General features: G+C 33.7%; 19 protein-coding genes. 18 read left to right on the forward strand and 1 reads right to left on the reverse strand.

Annotated elements, in window-relative coordinates; translation table 11 throughout:
• Positions 1 to 11 precede the first annotated feature (11 nt).
• The 16 genes from NJT12_RS02260 (at position 12) to NJT12_RS02335 (ending at position 15,714) form a co-directional block, all read left to right on the forward strand.
• Positions 12 to 1,292: a hypothetical protein gene (locus tag NJT12_RS02260; RefSeq protein WP_271334312.1), complete on the forward strand. Its 1,281-nt coding sequence runs from the start codon at positions 12 to 14 to the stop codon at positions 1,290 to 1,292.
• A gap of 290 nt (positions 1,293 to 1,582) precedes the next feature.
• Positions 1,583 to 2,983 (forward strand): anthranilate synthase component I family protein, encoded by a 1,401-nt coding sequence (locus NJT12_RS02265; RefSeq protein ID WP_271334313.1) that lies wholly within the window; start codon positions 1,583 to 1,585, stop codon positions 2,981 to 2,983.
• 78 nt (positions 2,984 to 3,061) lie between these two features.
• Entirely contained in the window at positions 3,062 to 3,508 is a 447-nt protein-coding gene (locus tag NJT12_RS02270) for a hypothetical protein (RefSeq protein WP_271334314.1), read from the forward strand.
• An 81-nt stretch (positions 3,509 to 3,589) separates the two neighbouring features.
• Complete coding sequence (locus NJT12_RS02275) at positions 3,590 to 4,156, forward strand: anthranilate synthase component II (protein ID WP_271334315.1); 567 nt, start codon at positions 3,590 to 3,592, stop codon at positions 4,154 to 4,156.
• Between the two features lie 74 nt (positions 4,157 to 4,230).
• The gene (locus tag NJT12_RS02280) at positions 4,231 to 4,635 is read left to right on the forward strand and encodes a GNAT family N-acetyltransferase (protein ID WP_271334316.1); all 405 of its coding nucleotides are present in this window, start codon (positions 4,231 to 4,233) and stop codon (positions 4,633 to 4,635) included.
• A gap of 91 nt (positions 4,636 to 4,726) precedes the next feature.
• Positions 4,727 to 5,722, forward strand: a complete 996-nt coding sequence (gene trpD / locus NJT12_RS02285; RefSeq protein WP_271334317.1) for an anthranilate phosphoribosyltransferase — start codon at positions 4,727 to 4,729, stop codon at positions 5,720 to 5,722.
• Between the two features lie 4 nt (positions 5,723 to 5,726).
• Positions 5,727 to 6,416, forward strand: a complete 690-nt coding sequence (locus NJT12_RS02290; RefSeq protein WP_271334318.1) for a hypothetical protein — start codon at positions 5,727 to 5,729, stop codon at positions 6,414 to 6,416.
• Positions 6,417 to 6,421: 5 nt separating this feature from the next.
• Positions 6,422 to 7,201 carry an indole-3-glycerol phosphate synthase TrpC gene (gene trpC, locus NJT12_RS02295; protein ID WP_271334319.1) on the forward strand — a complete coding sequence of 260 codons (780 nt, stop codon included), beginning with the start codon at positions 6,422 to 6,424 and terminating at the stop codon, positions 7,199 to 7,201.
• A gap of 166 nt (positions 7,202 to 7,367) precedes the next feature.
• Complete coding sequence (locus tag NJT12_RS02300) at positions 7,368 to 7,991, forward strand: phosphoribosylanthranilate isomerase (RefSeq protein WP_271334320.1); 624 nt, start codon at positions 7,368 to 7,370, stop codon at positions 7,989 to 7,991.
• 12 nt (positions 7,992 to 8,003) lie between these two features.
• A complete protein-coding gene (trpB, locus tag NJT12_RS02305) occupies positions 8,004 to 9,185 on the forward strand; it encodes a tryptophan synthase subunit beta (RefSeq protein ID WP_271334321.1) in 1,182 nt (393 codons plus the stop codon).
• A 158-nt stretch (positions 9,186 to 9,343) separates the two neighbouring features.
• The gene (locus tag NJT12_RS02310; protein WP_271334322.1) at positions 9,344 to 9,664 is read left to right on the forward strand and encodes a gamma-glutamylcyclotransferase family protein; all 321 of its coding nucleotides are present in this window, start codon (positions 9,344 to 9,346) and stop codon (positions 9,662 to 9,664) included.
• 66 nt (positions 9,665 to 9,730) lie between these two features.
• Positions 9,731 to 10,492, forward strand: coding sequence for a tryptophan synthase subunit alpha (gene trpA / locus NJT12_RS02315; RefSeq protein WP_271334323.1), 762 nt, complete (start codon positions 9,731 to 9,733; stop codon positions 10,490 to 10,492).
• Between the two features lie 600 nt (positions 10,493 to 11,092).
• Positions 11,093 to 11,722, forward strand: a complete 630-nt coding sequence (locus tag NJT12_RS02320) for a TetR/AcrR family transcriptional regulator (protein WP_271334324.1) — start codon at positions 11,093 to 11,095, stop codon at positions 11,720 to 11,722.
• A complete protein-coding gene (locus tag NJT12_RS02325; RefSeq protein ID WP_271334325.1) occupies positions 11,712 to 13,031 on the forward strand; it encodes a TolC family protein in 1,320 nt (439 codons plus the stop codon). The genes NJT12_RS02320 and NJT12_RS02325 overlap by 11 nt, the downstream gene beginning before the upstream one ends.
• 12 nt (positions 13,032 to 13,043) lie before the next feature.
• Positions 13,044 to 14,123: an HlyD family secretion protein gene (locus NJT12_RS02330; RefSeq protein WP_271334326.1), complete on the forward strand. Its 1,080-nt coding sequence runs from the start codon at positions 13,044 to 13,046 to the stop codon at positions 14,121 to 14,123.
• Positions 14,124 to 14,127: 4 nt separating this feature from the next.
• Entirely contained in the window at positions 14,128 to 15,714 is a 1,587-nt protein-coding gene (locus NJT12_RS02335) for an MDR family MFS transporter (protein WP_271334327.1), read from the forward strand.
• A 489-nt stretch (positions 15,715 to 16,203) separates the two neighbouring features.
• On the opposite strand, the gene yaaA is transcribed toward NJT12_RS02335, so the two are convergent.
• On the reverse strand, positions 16,204 to 16,962 hold the full coding sequence (gene yaaA, locus NJT12_RS02340) for a peroxide stress protein YaaA (RefSeq protein WP_271334328.1): 759 nt from the start codon (positions 16,960 to 16,962) through the stop codon (positions 16,204 to 16,206).
• Between the two features lie 341 nt (positions 16,963 to 17,303).
• On the opposite strand from yaaA, the gene NJT12_RS02345 reads away from it, so the two are divergent.
• Together NJT12_RS02345 and NJT12_RS02350 are read left to right on the forward strand one after the other, a co-directional pair.
• Entirely contained in the window at positions 17,304 to 18,734 is a 1,431-nt protein-coding gene (locus NJT12_RS02345; RefSeq protein ID WP_271334329.1) for a CCA tRNA nucleotidyltransferase, read from the forward strand.
• Positions 18,735 to 19,098: 364 nt separating this feature from the next.
• The gene (locus tag NJT12_RS02350) at positions 19,099 to 20,124 is read left to right on the forward strand and encodes a COX15/CtaA family protein (RefSeq protein WP_271334330.1); all 1,026 of its coding nucleotides are present in this window, start codon (positions 19,099 to 19,101) and stop codon (positions 20,122 to 20,124) included.
• Positions 20,125 to 20,191: the final 67 nt, after the last annotated feature.

The following is a 20,191-nucleotide window of genomic DNA, read 5'->3' on the forward strand; positions in this document are numbered from 1 at the left end:
ACATCATAGTTATGAAAACAAAAGTACGTATTGCAATTATTATGCTTCTAAGCACTTTTTTTATACAAGCACAACAACAAGTTAAAGGGATTATTGGCAACACTAACTGGATGAGCAACTGGACGAATTTTAAACCTGCCAATACTGAATATAATGAGGCGACAAATATTATTGCCGGAACTATTGACAAAGACACTAAACTATTAAAACGAAATACGTATCAATTAGTTGGGGTTGTTTATGTAACCAAAAATGCAGTTTTGACTATAGAACCCGGAACGGTTATTCGTGGAGATGATAAAACTTGTGGAACTCTCGTTATTACCAATGGTTCGAAAATTATTGCCGAAGGTCTTGAAACTGATCCTATTGTTTTTACATCAAATAAAGAAATTACAGAAAGAAAACCCGGCGACTGGGGCGGAATTATCATTTTAGGGAAAGCTCCTATAAATACCATTGGAGGCATACACACTTTACCTTTTGATCTTGAACCTATGCTAAATCATTACGGTGGTCAGGATACCGAAGACAATTCAGGTATCTTAAAATATGTTCGAATAGAATATTCCGGACGAAAGCTTAGCGCCGCCAAAGAACTTAACGGACTTTCGCTAGCGGGTGTTGGAAGAAAAACAATTTTGAGTAATATTCAGATTAGTTATTCTAATGATGATTCTTTTGAATGTTATGGTGGCGATTTAAACATGACTAACCTCGTTTCATACAGAACTACAGACGATGATTTTGATTTTACACAAGGTGCCCAAATTAATATAAGCAATAGTATTGCTATTCGCCACCCATTTTCATCAGATGTTTCAGGGTCCAGATGTTTTGAAGTAGACTCCTATGATAAAATTGGAAACACGGATATGTCTAAAAAACTGACTAAGATAAATGCCAATAACATTACATTAGTTAATCTGGAAGAGAACAATCAAGGTCTTGTAAGAGAATCTGTTTACGTAAGAGAAAATACTTTTTTTAATCTAACAAATAGTATTATTTCAGGCTTTAGTCCTTTTGTTTTACTAGAAGGAAATATTGGAAATGGAGATGTAAACTTATCTAAAATCACATTCAAAAATCTAATCGTTAACAGCTGCAATGGCGGAATTACGAGTGAAGCAGGTGGTGCAAATCAGGCTATTCAGCAATTTTACAGTAATCCTGATTTTCAAATTGGTTTTACAAAAGTTAAAAACAGTGAACTGTTTACAACGCCTAATATCAAAGGAAATCCAGATTTTAGAGTGAACCAAAACAATACAATTGCAATTGGAAATTAGACAATTAAACCTATCCAAGGAATGAAATTTAACAAATTTTAAAAATTAGAAAAGTTTTTTTTGAAATTTTATGTATTCTAATTCAAATTACATTTATATCTTTGTCCCATCAAAATAAAATATGAAAACAATAATAAACAATACTTGGTGGTGGAAGAATTTACGTCAAACGTCGTGAACAAAGCTTCCTATGGTACTGTAAAACTATAAATATAAAAGGCTTGTCATCACGACAAGCCTTTTTTTTTGGTCAAAACTTAAAATAAATTAAAAACTAAAAACAACATACTTTGAAACCTTTTATACTCAACACACATTACAAACAAATTCTGGCAGATACAATTACGCCAGTAAGTATTTATTTTAAAATCAGAGATAAATTTCCTAATAGTCTATTGCTTGAAAGTAGTGATTATCACGGAAATGATAATAGTTTCTCTTACATCTGCTGCAACCCGATTGCGACAATTAAAATAGAAAACGAAATCATCTCAAAGACTTTTCCTGACGGAACAGCGGAGCAAATTAATATTGATGCTTCGACTAATATTCCGGAAGTAATTCAGGAATTTTCAGGTCAGTTTAAATCAGAAAAAAATGATTTTAAATTCATTAATAACGGTTTATTTGGATACATTTCTTATGATGCTGTTCGCTATTTCGAGAAAGTTTCGATTGCAAAAAAAGATACTGCTACTTTAATTCCTGATGTATTTTATGCAGTTTATCAAAACATTATCGCCATCAACCACTTTAAAAACGAAGCTTATATTTTTTGTCATAGCGTAGACCGAAGAAACAATATTTCTGAAATTGAACAATTGCTGCAATCCAGAAATATTGCATCTTATAAATTCACAAAAGAAGGCGAAGGTTTCTCTAACTTAACCGATGACGAATTCAAACACAATGTGGCTTTAGCCAAAAAGCACTGTTTCCGCGGTGACGTTTTTCAATTGGTTTTATCTCGTCGTTTTACACAAGGTTTCAAAGGTGACGAATTTAATGTTTATCGTGCTTTAAGAAGCATTAACCCATCTCCATATTTGTTCTTTTTTGATTATGGAGATTTCAAAATATTTGGATCTTCGCCTGAAGCACAAATTATCGTAAAAGACAGAAAAGCGGAGATTCACCCAATTGCCGGAACTTTCAAAAGAACAGGAAATGACGAACGTGATGCGGTTTTAGCCAAACAACTTTCTGAGGATAAAAAAGAAAATAGCGAGCACGTAATGTTAGTCGATTTGGCGAGAAATGATTTAAGCAGAAACGGACACGATGTAAACGTAGAAAAATACAGAGAAGTTCAGTTTTTCTCGCACGTGATTCACCTGGTTTCTAAAGTAACAGGACATTTACATGAAAAAGCTACGACTATGCAAGTTGTTGCAGATACTTTTCCGGCAGGAACTTTGAGCGGCGCACCAAAACACAGAGCCATGCAATTGATTGAAGACTATGAAAAAACAAATCGTAATTTTTATGGAGGCGCAATTGGTTTCATGGATTTTGAAGGCAACTTTAATCACGCGATCATGATCAGAACTTTCCTGAGTAAAAATCACCAATTACATTGTCAGGCCGGAGCAGGAATTGTTGCCAGCTCAGACGAAGAAAGTGAAATGCAGGAAGTGTATAATAAACTAAGAGCTTTGAATACAGCACTGGAAATGGCGGAGAAAATTTAGTTTCAAGTTTTTTTAGTTCCATGTTTCAAGTTGTTGGAACGTCAGACTTGAAACAAATAACACCTAAACCTAAAACCTATGAAAAATATTATTGCTTTTTTGATTGTTGTTGTATCATTCATTTCTTGTGAAACTAAGAAAGATTCAAAGGCACTTCCTTTAAATGGAACCTGGCGATTGATATCAGCAGAAACCACTGAGAAAGATTCGACATTCTCGACTTTCAATCCAAAAACAAAAATGATTAAAATTATAAATGATACGCATTTTGCTTTTTTCAATCATGATCTGAATAACGGAAAAGATAGTTCAGCAGTATTCTTTGGCGGAGGCGGAAAATACACTTTAAAGGATAGTATTTATACTGAAAATTTAGAGTTCTTCAATAACAGACAATGGGAAAATGGAAAATTTGAGTTTACAGTAAAAATTAAAAATGACACCTTAACTCAAAAAGGAATCGAAAAAGTAGAAAAATTAGGAATAGACCGTATTATCACTGAAAAATACGTTCGAGAAAAGTAAAAAAATAATCAGTTTTCAGTCGCAGTTTTCTGTCACAGAACTTGAAACTTGAAACAAAGAAAACCTGAAACAAAAATAAAAATGAAAAAAATATTAGTTATAGACAATTACGATAGTTTCACTTATAATTTAGTACACTATTTAGAGGATTTAAATTGTGAAGTTACCGTATATAGAAATGATGAATTTGATATTGATGAAATTGCATCTTTCGATAAAATATTACTTTCTCCAGGTCCTGGAATTCCGGATGAAGCAGGTTTATTAAAAGCGGTAATTGCAAAATATTCTCCGACAAAAAGCATTCTTGGAGTTTGTTTAGGACAGCAGGCAATTGGAGAAGTTTTTGGCGGAACTCTTTCTAATCTTGATAAAGTGTATCATGGTGTAGCCACGAATGTAAAAACAGTAGTTTCAGACGAAATTTTATTTGAAGGTTTAGGAAACGAATTCGAAGTAGGAAGATATCATTCGTGGGTTGTTGATAGCAATTTGCCAGATGTTCTTGAAGCAACTTCAATCGATGAAAACGGACAAATTATGTCATTGAGACACAAAACATTTGATGTAAGAGGCGTTCAGTTTCACCCTGAAAGTGTTTTGACTCCAAATGGAAAAAGGATTCTTGAAAACTGGATAAAAAGCTAGTTTTCAGTTTACAGTCTCAGTCTCAGAAAAAAACCTTAGCAACTCAGAATCTTAGCAACTTAGAACCTTAAAAAATGATTACTATTTCAGAAACTAAAGAAATCAATATTGAAGATGTTTTGATTTTATACAAAGCAAATGAATGGAGTTCAGCAAGTAAACCAAACGAATTGTATAATGGTCTTTTAAACTCTGAAACCTTAATTACAGCTTGGGAAGAAAAAAAACTAGTTGGACTTGGGAATGCAATTTCTGACGGATTTTTAACTGTTTATTATCCGCATTTATTAGTACTTCCGGAATATCAGGGAAAAGGAATTGGAAAATTGATTGTAGATAAAATGCAGGAGAAATACAGTCACTTTCACATGCAAATGCTTACAGCAGACGGACGTTCAGTTGATTTCTATAAAAAGAACGGATTTGAACGTGCGGGAAAAACAGAACCCATGTGGATTTATCAGGGGAATGAACATTAAAATAGTATTCAGTCACAGTCTCAGTTTTTAGTCTCAGTCTCAGTTCTCAAAAAACTTAGCAACTTAGAACCTTAGCAACTTAAAAGAAAAAATGAAAAATATATTAAATAAACTAATCAATCACGAAGTGCTTTCTAAAGAAGAGGCCAAAAACGTATTGATTAATATCTCAAGCGGAAGTTACAACCCAAGTCAGATTTCGGCATTTTTGACCGTATTTATGATGCGAAGCATTACAATCGATGAGCTTTCGGGATTTCGTGAAGCATTGTTAGAATTATGCGTTCGCGTTGATTTATCAGCATACAATACAATCGATTTATGCGGAACTGGTGGTGACGGAAAAGACACTTTCAACATCTCGACTTTGGCATCCTTTATATCAGCGGGAGCCGGAATAAAAGTGGCTAAACACGGAAATTACGGAGTTTCTTCTATTTCAGGATCAAGTAACGTAATGGAAAAAATGGGAATCAAATTCAGCAATGATGCTGATTTTCTGGAAAAATGTATTGACAAGGCGGGAATTTGTGTTTTACACGCTCCCTTATTTCACCCGGCAATGAAAAATGTTGGACCAATAAGAAAAGAATTAGCTGTAAAAACATTCTTTAATATGTTGGGACCAATGGTAAACCCATCATTCCCACAAAATCAACTGGTTGGAGTTTTCAATCTTGAATTGGCAAGAATGTATGCTTATTTATATCAGAATACAGATATCAATTTTACGATTTTACATTCGCTTGACGGATATGACGAAATTTCCTTAACAGGCCCAACCAAAACGATAACATCACACATGGAAGGAATGTTGAAACCAGAAGATTTTGGCGTTAGACTTTTAAAACAAAACGAAATCGAAGGCGGAAAAACCATCGAAGAATCGGCAGATATGTTTACCAATATCATTTCCGGAAAAGGAACCGAAGCACAGAATAATGTTGTTTGTGCAAATGCAGCAATGGCAATTGCAACCGTTACAAAATGTTCTCCACTAGAAGGTTTTGAATTGGCTAAAGAAAGCTTGTTCTCCGGAAAAGGATTAAAAGCATTGAATACATTACAAGAATTAAGTAAAAATTAAAGTCATGGCTTTTGAATTAAAAAGTGTAGTTCCATGGGGTCGAAGTTTAGAGGAATATATCAAAATTTTTAAATTAACTGATTCCGATTTGAATAGTAGTATTATCAGTTTTGGGGATGGACCTGCAAGTTTCAATTCAGAAATGACAAAATTTGATAAAAAGGTGGTTTCATTAGATCCTATTTATCAATTTACAAAAGCCCAATTAAAACAAAGAATCGACGAAACTAAAGAAACCGTTATAAAACAAACGAGAGCTAATCAGGAGAATTTCGTTTGGAAAAACATTAAAAACGTAGATGAATTGGAGCAAATTCGCATGAGCGCAATGGCCAACTTTATTGACGATTTTGAAATAGGAAAAGAACAACAAAGATATATTTATCATCAGTTGCCGACGCCAACAAAATACGAAGCATTGGAATTTGATTTGGGCTTAAGCTCCCATTTTTTGATTCTATATTCGCAACTAGGATTGGATTTTCACATTCAATCAATTAGTGAGATGTTACGAATATGTAAAGAAATAAGAATATTTCCGATATTAAATTTAAATGCAGTGAAATCGGAAATTTTAGAAGACATCATTAATCATTTTAATTCTGATTTCATCGTAACTCTTGAATCCTCAGACTATGAATTTCAGAAAAACGGAAACGAAACATTGGTAATTAAACAAAAAAAGATCAATTAAAGAATATGAATATTTTAGATAAAATTATAGTTGACAAAAAAAGAGAAGTAGTTCTTAAAAAATCAATCATTCCGGTTTCGCAATTGGAAAGTTCTGTATTTTTTGAAAGACAAACGATTTCTCTAAGTCAAAAACTAAAAGTAAGTTCTACTGGAATTATTGCAGAACACAAACGTCGTTCTCCTTCAAAATCTGTTATTAATCACAGTTTTACGGTTGAAGAAGTAGTAAAAGGATATGAAAACGCAGGCGCTTGCGGAATTTCTGTTTTAACTGACGGAAAATATTTTGGTGGTTCTCTAGACGATTTACTTTTGGCAAGAGCAAGTGTAAATATTCCACTTTTGCGAAAAGAATTTATTGTCGACGAATACCAGATTCTGGAAGCAAAAGCTTTTGGAGCAGATTTGATTTTATTAATCGCAGCGGTTTTAACGCGTGAAGAAATCAAATCGTTATCTGAATTTGCAAAGAAATTAGGATTAGAAGTTTTATTGGAAGTTCATAATAAAGAAGAATTAGAAAAATCGATTATGCCAAGTTTGGATATGATTGGTGTGAACAACAGAAACCTAAAAACTTTTGAAGTAAGTCTTGATTTCAGTAAACAATTAGCATCACAAATTCCGGATGATTTCGTAAAAGTTTCAGAAAGCGGAATCTCGTCTATCGAAGCTATTTCTGAACTTAGACCTTACGGTTACAGCGGATTTTTAATTGGAGAAAACTTCATGAAAACTGATAACGCAGGAAAAGCAGCAACAGAATTTATAAAAGGCTTATAATAAATACAAATTTCACGAATAAGCACGAATAAAAATCAATAAAAACTTTGCGCCTTTGCGCCTTCGTGGCAAAACAAAACACAAAGCTTTGCGAACTTAGCGTTTTTAAGCACAATCAAAATATAAAAAACTTAGCGCCCTTTGCGGTAAAATACACACCACAACAATGAAACTCAAAATATGCGGCATGAAATATCCCGAGAACATAATCGAAGTAGGTTCACTCCTACCCGATTATATGGGATTTATTTTCTACGAAAAATCCGCCCGATATTTTAACGGAACAATTCCGGAACTGATAAAAACCATCAAAAAAGTTGGGGTTTTTGTAAACGAATCAGTTGAAAATATTATCAAGAAAATCGACGAACACAATTTACAGGCCGTTCAGTTACACGGGACAGAATCTGTTGAATTTTGTCAGGAATTAAAAAATAAGATCAATAAAAGAATCGAAATCATAAAGGTATTTTCAATTGGAGACGATTTTGATTTCGAGGTTTTACAACCTTTTGAGGATGTCTGTGATTATTTCCTGTTTGATACCAAAGGGAAATTACCCGGAGGAAACGGAGCAACTTTCAACTGGAAAATATTAAAAAATAATAAATCCTACAAACCATTCTTTTTAAGTGGTGGTATTGGACTTGAAGAAATAGCAGCGATTAAAAATCTAAAATTACCGGTTTATGCCATCGATGTAAACAGTAGATTTGAAATCGAACCTGGATTAAAAAACAAAAATTTATTAACCAATTTCAAACGAAAACTTGAAATTGTCAACCTTTAAAATTTCAACAAAATGAATTTTAACGTCAACGAAAAAGGATATTACGGAGAGTTTGGAGGAGCATACATTCCTGAAATGCTGTATCCAAATGTAGAAGAATTACGTGAGAACTATTTGAAGATAACAAGCGAACCAGATTTTAAAGCTGAGTTCGATCAATTGCTAAAAGATTATGTTGGGCGCCCTAGTCCGCTTTATTTTGCCAAGCGTTTGTCTGAAAAATACAATACCAAAATTTATCTCAAAAGAGAAGATTTAAACCATACGGGAGCACATAAAGTAAACAATACCATTGGACAAATATTGGTTGCAAAACGTTTGGGTAAAAAAAGAATTATTGCTGAAACCGGAGCTGGCCAACACGGAGTTGCAACGGCAACAGTTTGCGCTCTTATGGGATTGGAATGTATCGTTTATATGGGGGAAATCGACATTGCGCGCCAGGCACCAAATGTGGCTCGTATGAAAATGTTAGGCGCTGAGGTTCGTCCGGCACTTTCAGGATCAAGAACTTTAAAAGATGCTACAAACGAAGCAATTCGCGACTGGATCAATAATCCGGTTGACACGCATTATATTATAGGATCTGCAATTGGACCGCATCCTTATCCGGATATGGTAACTCGTTTTCAGAGTGTAATTTCTGAAGAAATCAAATGGCAGTTAAAAGAAAAAGAAGGACGTGAAAATCCTGATTACGTAGTCGCTTGTATTGGTGGTGGAAGCAACGCTGCAGGAACTTATTATCACTTTTTGCATGAACCAGAAGTTGGAATCATTGCCGTTGAAGCAGCCGGAAAAGGTGTTGATAGCGGATTTAGTGCAGCAACAAGTAAATTAGGAAAAGTAGGCGTTATTCACGGTTGCAAAACTCTTTTAATGCAAACTCCTGACGGGCAAATCACAGAACCTTATTCAATTTCTGCAGGTCTGGATTATCCTGGTGTTGGCCCAATGCACGCACATTTAGCACAAACAGGTCGTGGAGAATTTTTCTCGGTTACAGATGACGACGCTATGAACGCTGGTTTACAATTGACTAAATTAGAAGGAATTATTCCGGCAATCGAGAGTGCGCATGCGTTTGCAGTTTTGGATCAAAAGAAATTTAAACCTACAGATATTGTAGTAATCAGTCTTTCTGGTCGTGGCGATAAAGATTTAGACAATTACATCGATTATTTTAAATTGTAATAAAAATCGTAATTTCGGCATTCTCCGCCGCGGCGGATCGGGCTGTCTGCTATATCCCAATTAACAGAAACTAAGGATAAAAAGCCTTGTTTTTCTAAATCGGGAGATTTCGCTCGCATCCCTAACGCAAACAAATAACGAGAAAAATAATAATTATTATGGAACAGTTCTTTTCTTACGGAACATTACGATCGAAAGAAATTCAGATGCGAGTTTTCAATAGAATCTTAAACGGAACACCTGACCAGCTCAATGGTCACAAACTAAAGGATCTTCAAATCGAAGAAGAATTTGGAATTGAAGATTATCATGTAGCAGTAGCCAGTGAAAATCCTTCGGATACAATAAAAGGTATTCTTTTCACTATTTCGACTGAAGATTTGGCTAAAATAGATTTATTTGAATCTAATGCCTATAAAAGGGTTCAAGTAACTTTGAACTCCGGAACTGTTGCATGGATTTATACCGAAAATAAGTAATTATAGATAATATAAATAGCTGTCTAACCTGTTTAGAAAAACGTGTTAGGATAAAAAATAAAAACAATGAACAGAATAACTCAAAAATTACAAGAAGATAAAAAGATACTTTCTATCTATTTTTCGGCGGGGTATCCTAACTTAAATGATACCGTTCAAATCATTCAGGATTTAGAAAAAAACGGCGTAGACTTAATCGAAATTGGTTTGCCTTTTAGCGATCCTTTGGCTGATGGACCAACCATTCAGGCGAGTTCTACTCAGGCACTTAAAAACGGAATGACCACTCAAATTCTTTTTGATCAGCTAAAGAACATCCGCGAAAGCGTAAAAATTCCGTTGATCATTATGGGATACTTCAATCCAATGTTACAATACGGGGTTGAAGCTTTTTGTAAAAAATGTGCAGAAATTGGTATAGATGGTTTAATTATTCCTGATTTACCGGTTGACGTTTATGCAGATGAATACAAAGCAATTTTCCAAAAATACGGATTAATCAATGTATTCCTGATTACGCCACAAACTTCTGACGAACGCATTCGCTTTATCGACAGCGTTTCAAACGGATTCATTTATATGGTAAGTTCTGCAAGTGTTACAGGTTCTCAATCCGGTTTTGGAAATACTCAGGAAAGTTATTTCGAAAGAATTTCGAATATGAATCTTAAAAATCCACAAATTATTGGTTTCGGAATTTCGAATAAGGAAACTTTTAATCAGGCTACTAAATTCGCAAAAGGAGCGATTATAGGTAGTGCTTTTATTAAACATTTAAGTGAAAAAGGAAGTGGAAAAATTGAAGAATTTGTTGGGGAGATTAGGTAAATAAATCATTAGTTCAACAATCTAGATATCGTTTTGTTATTTCGAAGAATGAGAAATCACATCAAAAACGCTACAGAGAATAGCACCAGTCTTTATCGAATTATAAGTGTGATTTCTCATTCTTCGAATAACAAACTAAACGAAAATATTCTCATGAAAATGACTTACCTAGCACCAATAGCTATCAGGCAATGTCTTTAAGTTAAGGAAAAATATACAATGCTTTTGTCTAATTGATCTCGCGCAAAGTCGCAAAGCCGCCAAGTTTAAATCCATTTTCTTTGCGACTTTGCGCGATTTTTTTTAGCTATAATTGCCACAAAAGGCTTAATTTAATAACATTGAGCTACCGGGAGCCACAAAAGATTGAAACGGATAGCGGGATTAGCTCCTAAAAAAGTTGCTTTTATCATAGACAAAAAAAACACAAGGCTGAATCAATATCAAATGGTATTTTTTCAGCTTTTTTTATGTCTTTAAAAATTAAATATTTACAAAAAACAACTACAAGGTTTTTTGTTAAAATTATGTTAAAACAAAATTAAACAACTGTTTAATTTAAACGCTTGTTTAATTTTGTACCCGATTAGAAACAATATCATGTACAACATCGAATTAAACGATAAAAAAATTAAAATTCTTGAGGTTGCTGAAAAGCTTTTCTCTGAAAAAGGATTCGAAGGTACTTCCATACGAGACATCTCAAAACATGCAAAAATAAATATTGCCATGGTTTCGTATTATTTTGGTTCAAAAGAAAGACTGCTTGAAGCGCTAATCATCTACAAAACTTCTGATTTAAAACTACAGCTCGAAAATTTATTACAGGAAAATCTCGAACCTATTGAAAAAGTCAATAAATTAATCGAAATTTACATTAACAGGATTAGTTGTAACAAAGGGATTTTCAGGGTATTGCATTTTGAAATCAATGCAAAAAAGAGAGAAAAAAGTTTTATTGCTTTTACAGAGTTAAAAAAAGGAAACTTAAAATCTGTTGAGAGCATTATTACTCAAGGTCAGGAAAAAGGAATCTTTAGAAAAGATGTAATCATTCCTCTTATCACTCCTACTATCATTGGAACTTTTTTTCACTTTCATATGAATAAACCTTTCTTCGAAGAATTACTGAATTTAAAAACAGAAGCAATGTACAATGATTACATTAAAAACAGTCTTACAAAGCACATTCAACAAACTATAAAAGCTCTACTTGTTTATGAAAATTAATCAATTAATGCTCTTTGGTATTTTCTTTATCGGAATTTCATCAATAGAAGCACAAGAAAAAACAAGTTTAACCTTAGACGAAGCCGTAAAAATGGCTTGGGAGAAGAGTAACGAAGTTACGCTTGCCAATACTAAGGTAAACACAAAAAAGTACGAATTACAAGAAGTTAAAAACAGTCAGTATCCGGATATTAAAGTTTCCGGCCAATATCAACGACTTACAAAAGCTTCAATTAGTATGCCTAATCAGGGTGAAAATGCATCTCTGGCATCTCCTGACAGAGCAATGCTTGGAATGGCCAATTTAAGTTTGCCTCTTTTTGCAGGATTTAAAATTCAAAACAGCATTAACGCTTCTGATAATTTATACGGAGCTGAAAATGCAAATGCTGCTAAAACAAAAGAAGATGTTACGTTACGTGTAATTACTTACTACACCGCTTTGTATAAAGCTCAAAAAACTTTGGATGTTTTAAACGAAAATCAAAAAAGCGCCAAACAGCGTGTTACTGATTTTATTGAATTAGAGAAAAACGGTATCATTCCTAGAAATGATTTATTAAAATCGCAATTATTAGTTTCAAAAACACAATTATCAATTGATGAAGCAAATAACAATCTTAATAACATCAACTTTTATCTAACTACTTTATTGAAGTTGGATCCTGGTACAAAACTTCAGGTTAATGAAGCTGATTTCTTTAATTTAAAAACCAGCAATGCACCAACATCTGATGTTTTAGCTTTACAAAACAGAAAAGATTTAGAAGCTATTCGTTTTCAACAAAAAGCTTCGGACGCAAATATTAAAGTTGCAAGGGCAGCCTACTATCCTACATTAGCATTACTTGGTGGTTATACTGCTTTAGATCTTAAAGACATCATTACTGTAAAATATGCGATGAACTTTGGTCTGGGTTTAACTTATGACATCTCTGGAATTTACAAAAATAGTGCTCACGTAAGAGAAGCTGAAAGCAGAGCTTTGGAAGTTAAAAATACAGAAGCCGTAATGACAGACCGTATTAAGGTTGAGGTTCAAAAATCTATCGAAGATTATGACTTAGCCATCAATCAAAGTGTTGTCTATGACGAAGCACTTCAACAGGCATCTGAAAATTACAGACTTGTTAAGGATAAATTCGACAATGGTTTGGCGGATACCAATGATTTGGTTGAGGCTGATGTTGAGCAATTAAGTGCCAAAATAAATACAGCTGTGTCCAAAGCAACTATTATTCAAAAATATTACGAATTACTTTCAGTATCAGGACAATTATCACAATCATTCAATCTTTCTAAAATATAATCGATAGCTCTCATGGAAAAGAAAAAAACAAATACTAAATTCATCATTATACTAACCGTGTTGGTTTTAGTGGGCGGAACATACGGAATAACAAAATACTTACACTCCCAAGCTCACGAAGAAACAGATGATGCTCAAATCGAGAAAAAAATGAATCCAATTATTCCTAGAGTATCTGGATATATTAGTAAGGTGTATGTAAAAGATAATGACTTTGTAAAAAAAGGAGATACTTTATTTACTATCGACAAAAGAGATTACCAATTAAAAATCGACGAAGCTAACGCTGCTTTGCTAGGTGCTGAAGGTCAATACGAAGCTGCAAAAGCTGATATTGGTAGCGCAAATGCAAACATATCAGTTTCTGATGCGAATATGAGATCTGCAACTGGTTCTATCGAAAGTGCGAAAATTAGATTAAGACAAATTACAAACGATTATAACCGTTACAATAATTTGTACAAAACACATACGATTACAAAACAACAATACGAGCAGGCTTTATCTTCAAAAGAAGAAGCAGAGAATCAAGTACGTGTTTTAGAACAACAACAAAGAGCAAGTTCTTACCAAAAATCTGTAATTCAATCGAAATCTAAAGTTTCTGACAAACAGACTGAAGTTGCTGCTGCAAATATCAAAAGAGCCAAAACAATGTTGGATGTTGCTCACTTAAACTTAACCTATACTGTTGTAACTGCAGCAATTGACGGTCAGGTTTCTAAAGTTGACATTCAGCCTGGACAATTGGTTCAACCTGGACAATCTTTGTTCTATATCATCAATAATAATGAAGCGTGGGTTGTAGCTAACTTTAAAGAAACTCAATTGAACAAAATGATTGTGGGACAAAAAGTAAGCTTAAAAGTAGATGCTTACCCTAACTACGAATTCAAAGGAACTTTAACTTCTTTCTCTCCTGCAACAGGATCACGTTTTTCATTGTTACCTCCTGATAACGCAACGGGTAACTTCGTAAAAACAATTCAGAGATTACCGGTAAAAATTAGTTTGGATGAATCGAATGATCCTGAAAAAGTAAAATTACTAAGACCAGGTATGAATGTTGACGTAGACGTACATTTAAAATAATATAATGACAGCAGTACAAGGAGATGATGATTTAGTAGAATACGGTTATAGACGTGTGATTATTACGATTACTGCAGTACTTTGTGCACTGTTGGAAATTGTAGATACCACGATTGTAAACGTAGCACTAACAGACATGCGAGGTAGCCTTGGTGCTACTTTGACTGATGTGGCTTGGGTAATTACAGCATACGCAATTGCGAATGTTATTGTAATTCCGATGACGAGTTGGCTTTCGCAGCAATTTGGAAGACGTAATTATTTTGTGGCTTCTATCATACTATTTACAGTCTGTTCCTTTTTATGCGGAAATGCCACTAATATCTGGGAACTGGTAGCTTTTAGGTTCGTACAAGGTATGGGAGGAGGAGCTTTATTAGTAACAGCTCAAACTATTATTACCGAAAGTTACCCTATAGCAAAACGTGGTATGGCACAGGCTATTTACGGAATGGGTGTAATTGTTGGTCCAACCTTAGGTCCGCCTTTGGGAGGTTATTTAGTAGATAATTACTCCTGGCCTTATATCTTTTATATCAATATTCCGTTAGGAATTATTGCAACTATTCTGGCACTTACTTTCGTAAGAAGCCCAAAATATGGAGAAAAATTAAAAGCAAACCAGGTAGACTGGTGGGGAATTATACTTTTGGCTTCTTTTATTGGATCACTGCAATTCGTTCTCGAACATGGTCAACAAGATGATTGGTTCAATGATTCGCTTATTGTAACCTTAAGTGTTGTTACGGTTCTTGGATTGGTATTATTTATATGGAGGGAGCTTACTTATAAATATCCAATCGTAAACCTGAGTGTTTTAAAAGATGGGAATTTAAGAATTGGAACAGTAATGTGTTTTATTCTTGGTTTCGGTTTATACGGATCAACTTTAATTATCCCAATTTATACGCAATCTGTTTTAGGATGGACAGCGACTGATGCCGGATTATTATTGATTCCGGGTTCGATCACAACAGCGATCATGATGCCATTTGTTGGTAATATGATTCAAAAAGGTGTTCCGCAAGGTTATATGGTTGGAGTTGGATTTTTAGTATTCTTCTTTTTTACCTTTATGATGCAGACACGTATGACTCCTGATACTGGAGTTGAACATATGTACTGGCCTTTGATTTTAAGAGGAATTGGATTGGGATTACTATTTGTACCTATCACAACGCTTTCGCTTTCTACATTAAAAGGAAAACATATTGGTGAAGGAGCTGCTTTTACCGGTATGATGAGACAATTAGGAGGATCATTTGGTATTGCGATTATCACGACATTTATAACTCGTTTTAGTCAGGAACACAGAGTGAATTTGATTAATAATTTAGATCCTACAAACCACCAGGTTCAGGAACGCATCATAGGAATGCAAAGAGCTTTTGAATCAAAAGGCTATAGTTCAGATGTAGCATTACAAAAAGCGTATCAGGCTATAGATTATGCCGTTTTAAAACAAAGTACAGTAATGTCATACATTGATATTTTCATGTACCTAGGAATCATGTTTTTATGCTGTATTCCGATTATATTTTTCATTAAAAAAGGAAAAAACAAGATTAATCCTGCTGATGCAATGCATTAATAATAATTATTTATAATACGAAAAAGCCGGGCTATTTATTTAGTCCGGCTTTTTTATTTAACATAATTGGAATAATTCGGCTAAAGCCAATTTTAGATTTTATTAATTTCCTCCAGCTAAAGCTGGTGTCTATTCAATTTTAAACTGAAACAATTACAAACCTATGAACCTTTGTTTCTTTGAACCTTTGTACCTCAAATCAAAAGGATTAAAATCCCTCCCTACAATATAGTTCGAGTCTCCGACTCTCTTACAAAAAAACTTAGAATCTTAGCAACTTAGAGACTTAGCATCTTTTAAAAAAAAATCCCTCCCTACAATATAGTCCGAGTCTCCGACTCTCTTGCAAAAAATTTAGATTCTTAGCAACTTAGAGACTTAGCATCTTTTAAAAAAAAATCCCTCCCTACAATATAGTCCGAGTCTCCGACTCTCTTGCAAAAAACTTAGAACCTGAGCAACTTAGAGACTTAGCACCTCAAAAAAAACCTATCTTGTAAAAACCAAATGATTTCCTTCTGAAAGATTAGCATCAAAATGATATCCCTCATAATCGAAACCTTTTAAGTCATCAATTGTTTCTGCATTCGTATCGATAATATAACGAACCATCATACCTCTTGCCTTTTTGGCAAAGAAACTGATGATCTTAAGTTTCCCATCTTTATAATCTTTAAAATCCGGAGTAATTACAGGAACTTTTAAGGCTTTTACATCTACAGCCGAAAAATATTCATTACTGGCTAAATTCACAAACAACTCTCCTTTTTCAAGTTCTTTATTTAAAGCTTTAGTAACGGTTGGTTTCCAGAATTCATGCAGATTCTTGTATTCGCCAATTGGCAATTTTGTTCCCATTTCTAAGCGGTACGCCTGCATCAAATCTAATGGTTTTAAAACACCATAAAGTCCGGATAAAATTCTAAGTTTATTTTGTAAGACCTCTAACTTTTCAAGCGGAATTGTATACGCATCTAAACCTGTATAAACATCTCCATCAAAAGTATAAATTGCCGGACGTGCATTATCAGGCGTAAAAGGCGTTTTCCAATCCTGATTTCTTTTCCAGTTTAAATCTGCTAATTTATCTGAGATAGACATTAATTCAGATAGTTCAGACGGTTTTTTTTCTTTTAAAACTTTATGAACCTGACGCGCTTCTTTTAAGAAAGCAGGTTCTGTATATTGGGTAGTTGGTAATTCTTTTTCGAAATTTAAAGACTTCGCCGGCGATATAACAATTTTCATGTGTGCGTTTTTATAGAATTCAAAAATACAAATTGAATTTCTAAAAAGATATTATTGCAATTGATTTGTTTGATAACGGTATCAATGTTTTTTTTGCCACGAATTACACGAATTATCACTAATTAGATTCAATCGAATTAAGTTTACAAAAATAAAATTCGCGGAAATTCGTGCAATTCGTGGCAACCATTTTTCTGATTGATAAAATTCTCCACCTCAAACTGTGAATTTATTCAAAAAAGTGGACTATAGATTATAATAGGCATTTTCTATGTTGTAAATTTGCACACGTTTCATTCTTCTTAAAGAATAGAAATGTATTATTTAAAATTAGTGAATTCGTGGCTATACAAACAAACTATAAAGCAGCATTACAACATAAAATCTTCGAAGTTATTTCGAAAGCATCTCAGGAACTTAACGTCGACAGTTACGTAATTGGCGGATTTGTTCGGGATTTGCTTTTAAATCGGGGTTCTAAAAAAGACATTGATGTTGTTGCCGTTGGTAGCGGTATCGAATTGGCACTTAAGGTTTCTGAATTACTTCCAAAAAAACCAAAAGTACAAGTTTTCAAGACTTACGGAACAGCAATGTTGCGTTTTGAAGACACTGACATTGAATTTGTTGGCGCCCGAAAAGAATCTTACAATTTTGAGAGCCGAAATCCTATCGTCGAAAACGGAACTCTTGAAGACGATCAAAATCGTCGTGATTTCACGATTAATGCATTGGCACTATCATTGAACGAAAAAACGTTTGGCGATCTTTCTGATCCTTTTAATGGTTTGGCTGATTTAGAAAATAAAACAATCAAAACACCTTTAGATCCCAGCATTACTTATTCTGATGATCCTTTGAGAATGTTGCGTGCTATTCGTTTTGCCAATCAGTTAGGTTTCGAAATCGAGAAAAATTCTCTTGATGCAATTACCAAAAATGCTGAGAGAATCAATATTATTTCCGGAGAACGCATTGTTGATGAACTGAATAAGATTCTATCTACTGATAAACCTTCTATAGGTTTTTTACTTTTATATCAAACCGGGCTTTTAGATATTATTTTACCAGAGTTAACAGCGCTTAATCAGGTGGAAGAAATTGAAGGTCACACTCATAAAAACAACTTTTATCACTCACTTGAAGTAGTCGATAATATTTGCCCCAATACAGATGACGTCTGGTTGCGCTGGTCGGCTTTGTTGCATGATATTGGAAAAGCACCAACCAAACGTTTCAACAAGAAACAGGGATGGACTTTTCACGGACATGAATTTCTTGGCGGAAAAATGGCAAAGAAAATATTCGAGCGTTTGCATATGCCTTTGAATCACAAAATGAAATTTGTGCAAAAAATGGTTATTATGAGTTCTCGCCCTATTGTTTTGGCACAGGATATTGTGACAGACAGTGCGGTGCGTCGTTTGGTTTTTGATGCAGGCGAAGATGTCGAGGATTTAATGACTTTGTGCGAAGCAGATATTACAACCAAGAATCCATCGAAGTTTAAGAAATATCATAAGAACTTTGAAATCGTTCGAAAGAAAATTGTAGAAGTTGAGGAACGCGATCATGTGCGTAATTTTCAACCACCAATTTCCGGTGAAGAAATTATGGAATTGTTTGATTTAAAACCTTCACGAGAAATCGGAATGTTAAAAGAAGCTGTAAAAGAAGCCATTTTAGAAGGTGATATTCCTAATGAATATCAGGCTGCATATGATTTTATTATTAAAAGAGCAGAAAAGTTAAACTTAATACCTAAAAAATAATGGATCTATTAGTGGCTATTTTTTCTATTATTTTAATATTAATAGTTTTAGTAACTAATATTATTTTTATTAGAAAAATCAATAGAACTAAAAGTAGTAATTATAAATATAAAATCTTCTTTTTTTTAATCAGTATTGCTTCCATATCTGCTATAATGATTATAGGTGCAATATTTCAAAATACAGTTCTAATTGATTATTTTAAAATAACAATGGATATTAAAAGCTATCAATATAGAATAATAGTCATGACAGTGATCTTAATTATCAATATTATAGCAAACTTTACTTTATTAAAACTTTATTTTAAAAGAATAGGAAAAAGCAAAAACAAAATTAACGAGATCGAATTAATTGGAATAGAATGAAAAAAGAGAATAAATCAGTGATCATTTGGTTACTATCAGGTTGTGTTTTATTATTTTTAATGGTTGTTGTTGGCGGAATTACCCGTTTGACAAATTCAGGTTTATCAATGACGGATTGGCATTTGGTAACAGATACTTTCCCGCCTTTGACGGATGCAAAATGGAATGAGGCTTTTGAACAATACAAGAAGTTTCCTGAGTACCAAAAAATCAATATTCACAATGATTTTCAATTAGCCGATTATAAATTTATTTACTTCTGGGAGTGGTTTCACCGTTTTATTGGTAGAATCATCGGGTTGGTTTTCTTTGTCCCTTTTGTTTATTTCTTAATCAGAAAGAAATTAGATAAATCTACCATCAAAAAATGCATCGTTCTTTTGGCAATGGGAGGTTTTCAGGGTTTTCTGGGTTGGTTTATGGTTCGCAGCGGATTAATCGACAATCCTGATGTAAGTCATTTCAGACTTTCATTGCACCTTACTTTTGCCTTTATCACTTTTGCTTATACTTTATGGGTGGCGCTGGATTTAATTTATCCGGAAAGAACAATTACTAAAGTAATTCCACTTCGAAATATTGCACGATTTGCTTTGGTGGCACTATTAATCCAAATTATTTATGGCGGATTTGTGGCGGGTTTAAATGCGGGATTAATCCACAATCATTGGCCATTAATGAGCGACGGAGAATTTATACACGATTCTGTTTTTATTGAACAGCCTACTTTAATCAAAAACTTAATCGAAGGAAAAAGCGGTGTCCAGTTCGTGCACAGGACTTTTGCTTATGTTGTTGTTGCTTTCATTTTGTTTTTATATTACAAAAGCACAAAATTTTCGCTTACTCGAATGCAAACTAATTCGGTAAAAACTTTGGTTGTTTTTGTATTTATTCAATTTGCATTAGGGGTTTTTACGCTTTTATACAGCGTTCCTCTGGCTTTAGGATTAATTCATCAGATTATGGCTTTCTTCCTCTTAAGTGCCATGACTTTTACATTGCACAGATTGAGCAAGTAGATAACAAACTTTTATATAAAAAAACCTTCGGACGAAGGTTTTTTTATGTTTTTTTACGAACCTAAAC

The sequence above is a fragment of the Flavobacterium azizsancarii genome, from assembly GCF_027980145.1.
GTDB lineage: Bacteria > Bacteroidota > Bacteroidia > Flavobacteriales > Flavobacteriaceae > Flavobacterium > Flavobacterium azizsancarii.

What these genes read in the sequence shown, in the direction of transcription:
- NJT12_RS02260 (WP_271334312.1), top strand. Translation starts at nt 12, where the DNA reads ATGAAAACAAAAGTACGTATTGCAATTATTATGCTTCTAAGCACTTTT.
- NJT12_RS02270 (WP_271334314.1), top strand. Translation starts at nt 3,062, where the DNA reads ATGAAAAATATTATTGCTTTTTTGATTGTTGTTGTATCATTCATTTCT.
- NJT12_RS02275 (WP_271334315.1), top strand. Translation starts at nt 3,590, where the DNA reads ATGAAAAAAATATTAGTTATAGACAATTACGATAGTTTCACTTATAAT.
- NJT12_RS02280 (WP_271334316.1), top strand. Translation starts at nt 4,231, where the DNA reads ATGATTACTATTTCAGAAACTAAAGAAATCAATATTGAAGATGTTTTG.
- trpD (WP_271334317.1), top strand. Translation starts at nt 4,727, where the DNA reads ATGAAAAATATATTAAATAAACTAATCAATCACGAAGTGCTTTCTAAA.
- NJT12_RS02290 (WP_271334318.1), top strand. Translation starts at nt 5,727, where the DNA reads ATGGCTTTTGAATTAAAAAGTGTAGTTCCATGGGGTCGAAGTTTAGAG.
- trpC (WP_271334319.1), top strand. Translation starts at nt 6,422, where the DNA reads ATGAATATTTTAGATAAAATTATAGTTGACAAAAAAAGAGAAGTAGTT.
- NJT12_RS02300 (WP_271334320.1), top strand. Translation starts at nt 7,368, where the DNA reads ATGAAACTCAAAATATGCGGCATGAAATATCCCGAGAACATAATCGAA.
- trpB (WP_271334321.1), top strand. Translation starts at nt 8,004, where the DNA reads ATGAATTTTAACGTCAACGAAAAAGGATATTACGGAGAGTTTGGAGGA.
- NJT12_RS02310 (WP_271334322.1), top strand. Translation starts at nt 9,344, where the DNA reads ATGGAACAGTTCTTTTCTTACGGAACATTACGATCGAAAGAAATTCAG.
- trpA (WP_271334323.1), top strand. Translation starts at nt 9,731, where the DNA reads ATGAACAGAATAACTCAAAAATTACAAGAAGATAAAAAGATACTTTCT.
- NJT12_RS02320 (WP_271334324.1), top strand. Translation starts at nt 11,093, where the DNA reads ATGTACAACATCGAATTAAACGATAAAAAAATTAAAATTCTTGAGGTT.
- NJT12_RS02325 (WP_271334325.1), top strand. Translation starts at nt 11,712, where the DNA reads ATGAAAATTAATCAATTAATGCTCTTTGGTATTTTCTTTATCGGAATT.
- NJT12_RS02330 (WP_271334326.1), top strand. Translation starts at nt 13,044, where the DNA reads ATGGAAAAGAAAAAAACAAATACTAAATTCATCATTATACTAACCGTG.
- NJT12_RS02335 (WP_271334327.1), top strand. Translation starts at nt 14,128, where the DNA reads ATGACAGCAGTACAAGGAGATGATGATTTAGTAGAATACGGTTATAGA.
- yaaA (WP_271334328.1), bottom strand. Translation starts at nt 16,962, where the DNA reads ATGAAAATTGTTATATCGCCGGCGAAGTCTTTAAATTTCGAAAAAGAA.
- NJT12_RS02350 (WP_271334330.1), top strand. Translation starts at nt 19,099, where the DNA reads ATGAAAAAAGAGAATAAATCAGTGATCATTTGGTTACTATCAGGTTGT.